Consider the following 8587-nt stretch of genomic DNA (forward strand, 5'->3'; position numbering starts at 1 on the left):
AGCAGCCTGGGCCTCGCCGTTCCCCGAGCCCCTGATTTCGCTCTCGTGAGCCCCCCGGTGGCACCAGCGGGGCTCAGGCGACGTGCTTGAGCACCTGCCGGAGGATCTCCTCCCCCGCGCCGACGCCGGTCTCGGTCAGCGCGGTGACCCCCGGCGCCGTCCAGCCGGTCTCGGCGAGTTCGCCGTGGCCGGGCCGCCAGGCCAGGTCCGCGGCGAGGAGGAGTTCGGCGTCGAGCAGCGAGTCGCCGGCCGCCAGGACGGTCGTGGCGCCGGTGCGCCGCCGCACCTCGTCCAGCGCGGCGCCCTTGGAGAGCGGGGCGGGGACGGCGTAGACCTTGCGGCCCTGGAGGGAGACCGTCCAGCCGCGCTCGGCGCACCAGGCGGTGAGGTCGTCGATCCAGCCGGGTGGGAGTTCGGCGCGCTCGACGACCAGGTAGGCGAAGAGCTCGTCGGCGACGCGCCGCTTGTGGGTCCACTCCGGGTCGGCGGTCAGCGCGAGGTGTTCGACGACCTGGGCGAGCGGGGCGCTGCGCTCCTCGAGGCGGGTGCGGACCTGGTGCTGCCAGTCCCGGTCGGGGAGGCCGTCGACCAGCAGGTGGCCGCCGTTGGCGCAGACCGCGTACGGGGGGATCCAGTCGGCGGTGGGGCCGGGGAGGTGGATCCGCTCGTACTGGGCGCGGGTGCGGGTGGTGACGGGGACGACCGGGGCGAGGGCCGCGATCTCGGCGAGCAGGGCGGCGGCCTGCTCGGTCATGAAGGAGAGCGCCTTGCCGTCGTGCACCTCCACCGCGAGCAGCCGTGGGGCGAGCCGGTCGGGCACGTCCAGGCCGAGGGCGCGGTTGGAGTAGACGAGGGTGCGGTCGAGGTCGCTGGCGACCAGGAACTGCGGCACGGGCGGGGTCTCCTTCGTTCGGGGGCGGGGGTCAGGTGTGGACGGCGGTGCCGTCCGCGCCGGTGGCGCCGCGGGTGTAGCGCGGGTGGATCAGGCCGACGCAGGTGTACGGCAGGTCGTCGGTCTCCTCGACCGGGACGCCGCGTTGCTCGGCCAGCAGCCGAATGTGGTCGAGGTCGGCTCCGGCGCCGCGGCGGGCCAGGATCCGCCAGGGGACGCGGCGCAGCAGGACGCGGGTGGTCTCGCCGACGCCGGGCTTGACCAGGTTGACGCTGTCGATGCCGTACTCGGCGCTGATCCGCTCGACGGCGGCCCAGCCCTCCCAGGTGGGGGCGCGGTCGGCGGTGGCGAGCCGGGCGGTCTCGGCGGCGACGGCGTCGGCGACGGCCGGGAAGGCGGCGGCGACGGTGTCGACGAAGTGGCGGGAGACGTCGGCCCCGGCGAGCTCGCGGTAGAACTTGGCGCCGTGGAACTCGTCCGGTCCGGTGAGGTCGGCGCGCAGCACGGTGCGGGAGACCAGGCCGGAGACGGTGGAGTTGAGGCAGGCGGAGGGGATCAGGAAGTCGTCCCGGGTGCCGTAGGTGCGCACGCAGCCGCCGGGGTCGGCGAGGACGGCGAGTTCGGGGTCGAAGCCGGTGCCGGCCAGGGCCTGTTCGAGCTCGCGGGTGATGGCGCCCTTGCCCGTCCAGCCGTCGACGAAGACCACGTCGGCGGGGCGGTGGTGGGCGGCGAGGTGGCGCAGGGCGACCTGGTCGATGCCGCGGCCGCGGACGATGGAGACGGTGTAGTGCGGCACGTCGAGGCCGTGGGCGTGGGCGAGCCAGCGGCGGATCAGGACGCCGACGGGGGTGCCGGCCCGGGCGAGCGAGGCGAGCACCAGGTGCGGGCCGCGTTCGCGCAGCAGCGTCTCGGCGACGGTGCCGACGGCGGTGGCCAGCCGGGTCGCCGAGGCGTCCAGCGCGCTGTGGAAGAGCTGCTGGTAGGCGTCGCTGGGCTGGTACTCGACGGGCAGCGACTCGGCGTAGTGGGCGCCGCCGGACTGCACGGCCTCCTCGCGCTCCTCGGTGGGCGCTTCGAGGTGGACGTCCGAGAGGTCCTTGAGCAGCCAGGTGACGTCGGCGGCCGGGTAGCTGGAGAAGGCCGGGCCGTGCAGCGGGCGGGTGGTGGGCGGGGCGGTGCGTGCGGTCATGCGGGTGCCTTCGACGGGTACGGGGTCATGCTCGGGCAGCGGGGCGTCCGGCGGGTGGCGCGGGGCGGTACGACGGGAGAACGGCGAGCACCACCCGGTCGGTGGCGGTGCGCAGGGCGGGCAGCAGGGCGCCGGGGCCGTGGTGCAGGGCGGGGGTGTCGGCGGGGTCGTCGACGACCAGGACGACGGTGTCGAAGCGGCGGGCGGGGTCGGCGCCGGGGGCGACGTTGTAGGCGTAGCGCTCGGTGGAGCGGTCGGCCGGGTCGTCGTGGGCGGTGAAGGCGAGCCGGGTGCGGATGGCGTAGCCGGGGTCGTCGAGGGCGAACACCGGGGAGCGGGTGGTGGTGGAGAAGCGCACCTCGGCGTCGGGCAGGGCGTGCTGGAGGGCTTCGGCGAGCCGCAGCGGGGCGTACATCAGCTCTTCGCAGCCGAGCACCAGGACCCGGCCGGGGCGGGGGCCGACGGCGGCGGCGAGGTGGGCGCCGAGGGCGGGCAGGGCGGCGTCGAGGCGGCGGCGGTGGGCGGGGGTGAAGCCGTGCCGGCCGCCGTCGGGCAGGTCGGCGGGCCAGGGCAGGTCCGTCCTGGTCAGGGTGCCGGGCGGGCCGGCGGGGGGCGGTGGGGCGGGGGCGGCCGCGATCAGTTCGCGGGCCCGCTCCAGGACGCCGTCGGGAAGTTCGACGCCGCCGGCGGCGGTGGCGACCAGGTCGAGGCGGGCGCCGAGCCCGGCGGCGGCGGCGCGCAGGCGCTCGCGGTCGGCGGGGGTGCGCAGGTCGACCAGGGCGACGGCGACGTACCGCTCGCGGGGGTGGGCGGCGTGCAGGGCGCGGATGGTGTTGATGACGGTGGTGCCGGTGGAGAACTCGTCGTCGACCAGGACCAGCGGGCCGTCGCCGGCCAGCAGCAGCGGGTCCTCCGGGAGCAGCAGGTGGCTGGTGGCGTGCGAGTGCTCCTCCTCGAAGCCGCCGAGCGGGGCGACGCCGGGGACGGGCCGCCGGGTGGAGTGCAGGTAGGGGGCGTCGAGCCCGTCGGCGACGCTGTGGCCGAGGGCGGTGGCGGTCTCGGCGTAGCCGAGCACGACGGCGCGCGCGGCGTCCTCCGGGCCGAGCAGGTCGGCGACCCGGCGGCCGAGGTCGAGCCCGGCGCCGTGCACCGTCGCGGGCCGCTGCGGGACGTGCTTGCCCAGCACCCGGGAGACCAGCAGGTGGGCGCGCTTGGGGTTGACCCGCAGGGCGAGGCCGATCAGCCCGGTCAGTTCGGGCCCGCCGGTCAGGCGCAGGCCGAGCCGGTCGGTGACCCACTGGCCCGTCCAGGGGTCGGCCCCGACGGGCCCGGGGGCGGCGGTGTCGGTGGTGTCGGCGGTCATCGGGGCTCCTCTCGACGTGCAAGGCGGTGCGGAAGCGGTGGGCGGGCGGTACGGGGGCGGTGCGGGTGGTGCCAGTGGGACGGACGCGAACGCACGGCCGTGCGGTTCGCTGTCGAGCGTACGGGGCGCGCCGGGGCCCCCGGATCGGTCGACCGGCCAGGAAGGCGGCACCGTTCGACCGGCCGGCCCATCGGCCGATCGGTTGACCCACCGTCAACAACCGCGTCCGCGCCATCAGCGGCCGCGTCCGCGTGGACCGTTCAGCCGATGCAGGCCGACAGCAGCTCCGCGAAGGTGACCTCGGGCCGGGCGACGCCGAACACCTCGGCGCGCAGCAGCACCCGCTCGGCCCAGGCCCGGTGCGGCTTGGCCTCGTTCATCTTGTTGGTGTAGGCGGAGCGGCTGACCCCGCCGCCGCCGCGGTGCTGCTGCAGGATGTCCTGCGCGTCGCACAGCTCCTCGTGGGTGACCACGGACAGCGCGTGCACGGCGGCGACGTGGCTGGGGTGGATGCAGGTCTTGCCGAGCAGCCCGTTGGCCCGGTCGAGTTCGATCTCCCGGATCAGCCCGTCCAGGTCGTGCTCGATCAGCCGCTGGCGGACCCGGTCGGCGGGCGGGATGACCTCGGCGAACGGGGTGCGGCGCAGCTGGGGCTTGAACATCCGCTCCTGGAGCGGGAAGTACTCCCAGACCGGCCCGGTGACGGTGTGCCCGGTGCCGTCGGCCCGGCCGAGCACGTTGACCACGTCCCCGATCACGCCGGCCACCAGGGCGACGTCGTAGGCGGTCAGGTCGGGCGAGCGGCGCAGACCGTACGCGGAGCACAGGTCGGTGACGCCGAGCCGGACGGCGAGGACGCGTTCGCGGTGCTTGTCGAGCAGCCGGGCGATGCCGTGCAGCTGCTCGCGGCGGCTCTCCAGGTGGGCGAGTTCGGGGGACTCGAGCACCGGCATGACGAACAGCCGCTGCCCGGTGCGCTCCTCGGCGCCGGTCAGCGCCTCCAGGAAGGGCAGGCCGCTGTCCTCGGTGAACTTGGGCACCACGAAGCCGCTGAGCAGGCGCAGCGCGGGGCCGAGGCGTTCGGTCAGGTCGGTGATCTGCTCGGCGGCCCGGACCCGGACGAACAGCAGCGGCAGTTCGTCCCCGGCGTCCTGTCCGGCGAGTTCGGTGAGCTGGTCGACGAGGTTGCGCTCGGCGCCGTCGACCTCGTGGTCGGCGATCGCGTCCTCCAGGCAGAGCACCATGGAGACCACGCCGCGGGCGGCCTGCTTGCGGACGTCGCGGGCCAGGGTGGGCCGGGTGGCGGGGCTGTAGAGCGTGGCGCCGAGCGCGGTGGCGAGGACGGAGGCGTCGCTGTCGCGGTCGAAGGCGGCGGGCTGCTCGTGAAAGAGCCGGCTGCGGACGTCGTCCGCGAGATGCCCGAAGTGGCGCAAGGTGCTCTCCCGCTGTGGTCTGGTGGGCCCGCCGTCGGCGGGGGACGGCTGACGCCTCTCTCCTTGGGACGGTCGGCGCGGCCGGAAAGTTCGCGGGAGCGCCGGCGCCGTCGCGGGTGGGGAGCACCGGGGCCGTTGGCCGCTTATCGTACGGCCGTATGACCTCGGCGAAAGAGTTCGAAACATCGAATTCTCGCAAGTTTGTCAGCCGCGTCACCGAGCGGGCGCGCCGATGCCGCGCCCCGCGTTGTCCCGGGCCCCCGGCAGGCGGCAGGATGGTGCGCCATGACGCACGTGATGGCGAAGGGCGCCAACATCCCGCTGACGGCCGCCGCCGTCCGTGCCGTCCTGCGGTGGACGGACACCCCGGGCATCCCGGACGTGGACGCCTCGGCCCTGCTGCTGGGCGACCGGGGCAAGGTCCGCGACGACTCGGACTTCGTGTTCTACAACCAGCCGCGGCACCCGTCCGGCCTGGTCCGCCACCTGCCCAAGCAGGTCGTGGACGGGGCGGTGCTGGACGGGCTGGAGATCGACCTGGAGCAGCTGCCGCCCGAGGTCGACCGGGTGGTGCTGGCCGGTTCGGCGGAGGGCGGCGCCTTCCCCGCGGTGCCCGACCTGCGGGTGCTGCTGTTCGACGCGGCCGCGCCCGCCGGGGCGGCCGCGCTGGCCGAGTTCGCGGTGGACGAGCACGAGCAGGTGACCGCGCTGGTCGCCGCCGAGCTCTACCGCCGGGCGGGCGGCTGGAAGTTCCGCGCGGTCGGCCAGGGCTACGTGGACGGGCTGGTCGCGCTGGCCACCGACTTCGGCATCGCGGTCGAGGACGACGCGGACGCGGACCGGAGCGGCTCCGCCGTCGACCTGACCGACCACAGCGGGGACCCGCGCGTCCCCGCCCGTGCCCCGCAGCCGGAGCCGGACCCGGTCCCGGACCCGGAGCCCCGGTCCGAGCAGCGGTCGCAGCCCGCGCCGTTCCCGGCCGACGAGGACGACTGGACGATCGCCCCGGCCACCCCGCTGCCCGCCGCCCCGGTCGCCGAACCGCCCGCGCCGGCGGCCCCGCCGGCCCCCGTGGCCCAGCCCGCCCAGCCGCCCGCCGCGCCGGCCACCGCCCCGCCGCCCCCGCCCGCGCTGCCGCCGACCGTGCACCAGGGCGGGTACGGCTACCCCCAGCCCCAGCCGGGCGGCTACGGCTACCCCCAGCAGCCCCCGGCCCAGCCCCAGCCCCAGCCCGGCGGCTACGGCTACCCGCAGCCCGCCGCCGCCCCGGGGTACGGCTACCCGCCACCGCCGCCCCCGGCCCAGCCGCAGGCCCAGGGCTACGGCTACCCGCAGCAGCAGCAGCCGCAACAGCCCCAGCCCCCGCAGCAGCAGTCCGGCCCGCCGTTCGCACTGCCGCCGCAGGGCCCGCAGTTCCAGCCCCGCTAGGCCCGCACCCGCCGGGCCCGCACCCCCTAGGCCCGCGTCCGCCGGGCCCGCACCCGGTCGGCGCGCCGGACCGCCCGGCGCGTCAACTCGCGGGCCCGGAGGGCGACTTGTAGCCGCGCTCCCACTGCATGCCGAAGCCGTACAGCCGGTCCAGGTCGGACTGGAAGCCGTGCACGTACCGCACTTCGCGGCGGATCGTCAGCTTGCCCTCGCCGTCGTTCTCGATCAGCACCACCGCGCAGGAGCGGGCCGCCGGGGCGCGCTCGTCGAGCTTGATCTCGATCCGCGGGCCGCTCTGCGGGACGATGGTGACCACCGCGTGGGTGCGGTCGAAGGCCGGGGTGTCGTCGTAGATGTAGACGAAGATCAGCAGCCGCTTGAACCGGTCCTTCTTCTCCAGGTTGATGTGCATGGTCTCGCCGGAGGGCGCGCCGGACACGTCGTCGCCGGAGAGCTTGATGTACGGCGGCTTGTTGAGGTCGCCGAAGAGCCGGCCGAGCGGCTGCACCACGCCCCGGGTGCCGTCGGCGAGTTCGTACATGCAGGCCAGGTCGAGGTCGACGCTGACCGGCGCGGACCCGGTGTCGGCCGTCGCCAGCGGGCGCAGGATCCGCGGGTCGAAGAAGCGGCGCAGCGCGCCGCCCACGGTGGGGCGGTCGGCGGTGAGGGTCGACCAGTGCAGGTTGATGTACAGGTAGCCGGTGGTGGCCGCCGAGCCGGTGATGGCGTGGTGCGGCTGGGACTTGGTCAGCGTGACCTTGAACTGCCCTCCGGTGTCGAAGCTGTCGCCGCGGTCCCCCTTCAGGAACTCCCACACCGAGACCATCGTGTCCTCCCCCAGCACCGGCTACCGTCCTCGCCTCTCCAATACCCACCCGGAGGGCCCTGAGTCAACGTCAACCCTCCGGCGCGCCCCGCTGGCAGAGGGTTCGTCACTCCCGTACGATGCCCGCTCCCCGGACGCGATATCGTCTCTCCGCACAGGTGTACCGTGCGTCACCTCTCTTCCCCCTGCCCTGCGGAAAGCCGAGGCCCTCCCCGCGATGAACCTCTCCTCCATACAGCTGGTCTGGGCCGTGGTAGGCGGTGCAGCCCTGCTGTTCACCGCCATCCTGGTGGCCTTCCTGCGCTTCAAGAACAACAAGTCGACCGACAGCACCTCGTCCGGCGACTCGTGGGAGCGCAGCGAGGAGCGCCGCCGCCGCAAGGAGGCCATCTACGGCGGCGCCTCGTACGTGCTGCTGTTCTGCTGCGCCGGCGTGGCCGCCGCGCTGTCCTTCCACGGCCTGGTCGGCTTCGGCCAGCAGAACCTGAACCTGTCGGGCGGCTGGGAGTACCTGGTGCCGTTCGGCCTGGACGGCGCGGCCATGTTCTGCTCGGTGCTCGCCGTCCGCGAGGCCAGCCACGGTGACGCCGCGCTCGGTTCGCGCATGCTGGTGTGGCTGTTCGCGGTCGCCTCGGCCTGGTTCAACTGGGTGCACGCGCCGCGCGGCGGTGCGCACGACGGCGCCCCGCAGTTCTTCGCCGGCATGTCGATCTCGGCGGCCGTGCTCTTCGACCGGGCGCTCAAGCAGACCCGCCGGGCGGCGCTGCGCGAGCAGGGCCTGGTGCCCCGCCCGCTGCCGCAGATCCGGGTGGTCCGCTGGCTGCGCGCCCCGCGCGAGACCTACGCGGCCTGGTCGCTGATGCTGCTGGAGAACGTGCGCAGCCTGGACGAGGCCGTCGAGGAGGTGCGCGAGGAGCGCCAGGCGAAGATGGACGCGAAGCTGCGCGCCCGCAGCGCCGACCGCCGCGAGCGGGCCGAGCTGAAGGCGATCGCCCGCCAGGGCGGCGTGCTGGCCCGCGCCCGGCACTCCCGCCAGGTGCCCGCGCTGGCCGCGGCCGGCAGCGACGCGTCCTCCGCAACGGAGCCTGCCCTAGCCGCCGAGGAGACCACCCTCGACCGGGTCAGCGCCTCGGCCCTGGAGCCCGCCGCCCTGAACGCCGGCCGCCGCCCCCGCGCCGCCGTCGAGTCCACCGGCAGCAGCTCCTCCTCGTCGTCGTCCTCGTCCTCGTCCTCGTCCTACTCGTCGAGCGGCAGCAGCTCCTCCTCGTACAGCTCCTCGTACGGGTCCTCGTACTCCTCCAGCGTCGACCTGACGATGGACGAGGACACCCTGTCGATGCCGAAGCTGGACTCGCTGGAGCGCAAGCTCCGGGCGATCGAGCAGCAGCTCGGCTGACCCGGGCCACGGGCCGAGAAGACCGAAGAGCCGCGCCCGCCGGGGAACTCCCCTGGCGGG

Annotated in this window: 5 protein-coding genes and 1 pseudogene; 2 read left to right on the forward strand and 4 right to left on the reverse strand. The window is 75.1% G+C overall.

Going from position 1 to position 8587, the window contains the following annotated elements; translation table 11 throughout:
• Positions 1–73: 73 nt before the first annotated feature.
• From ACFUEL_RS09155 to ACFUEL_RS09165, 3 genes and pseudogenes are all read right to left on the reverse strand, one after another.
• On the reverse strand, positions 74–892 hold the full coding sequence (locus tag ACFUEL_RS09155; protein ID WP_380235416.1) for an HAD family hydrolase: 819 nt from the start codon (positions 890–892) through the stop codon (positions 74–76).
• Positions 893–923: 31 nt separating this feature from the next.
• Positions 924–3444, reverse strand: a pseudogene (locus tag ACFUEL_RS09160) (phosphoribosyltransferase).
• A gap of 260 nt (positions 3445–3704) precedes the next feature.
• On the reverse strand, positions 3705–4877 hold the full coding sequence (locus ACFUEL_RS09165; RefSeq protein WP_380235418.1) for an HpcH/HpaI aldolase/citrate lyase family protein: 1173 nt from the start codon (positions 4875–4877) through the stop codon (positions 3705–3707).
• Between the two features lie 285 nt (positions 4878–5162).
• Here ACFUEL_RS09165 and ACFUEL_RS09170 point away from each other — a divergent pair, with 285 nt between their 5' ends.
• Positions 5163–6305, forward strand: coding sequence for a TerD family protein (locus ACFUEL_RS09170; RefSeq protein ID WP_380235419.1), 1143 nt, complete (start codon positions 5163–5165; stop codon positions 6303–6305).
• 82 nt (positions 6306–6387) lie between these two features.
• On the opposite strand, the gene ACFUEL_RS09175 is transcribed toward ACFUEL_RS09170, so the two are convergent.
• Positions 6388–7131, reverse strand: a complete 744-nt coding sequence (locus ACFUEL_RS09175) for a Tellurium resistance (RefSeq protein WP_380235421.1) — start codon at positions 7129–7131, stop codon at positions 6388–6390.
• Between the two features lie 217 nt (positions 7132–7348).
• On the opposite strand from ACFUEL_RS09175, the gene ACFUEL_RS09180 reads away from it, so the two are divergent.
• Complete coding sequence (locus ACFUEL_RS09180; RefSeq protein WP_380235420.1) at positions 7349–8527, forward strand: DUF2637 domain-containing protein; 1179 nt, start codon at positions 7349–7351, stop codon at positions 8525–8527.
• Positions 8528–8587: the final 60 nt, after the last annotated feature.

It is taken from the genome of Kitasatospora sp. NPDC057198 (assembly GCF_042670125.1).
In the GTDB taxonomy this organism is placed as follows: domain Bacteria; phylum Actinomycetota; class Actinomycetes; order Streptomycetales; family Streptomycetaceae; genus Kitasatospora.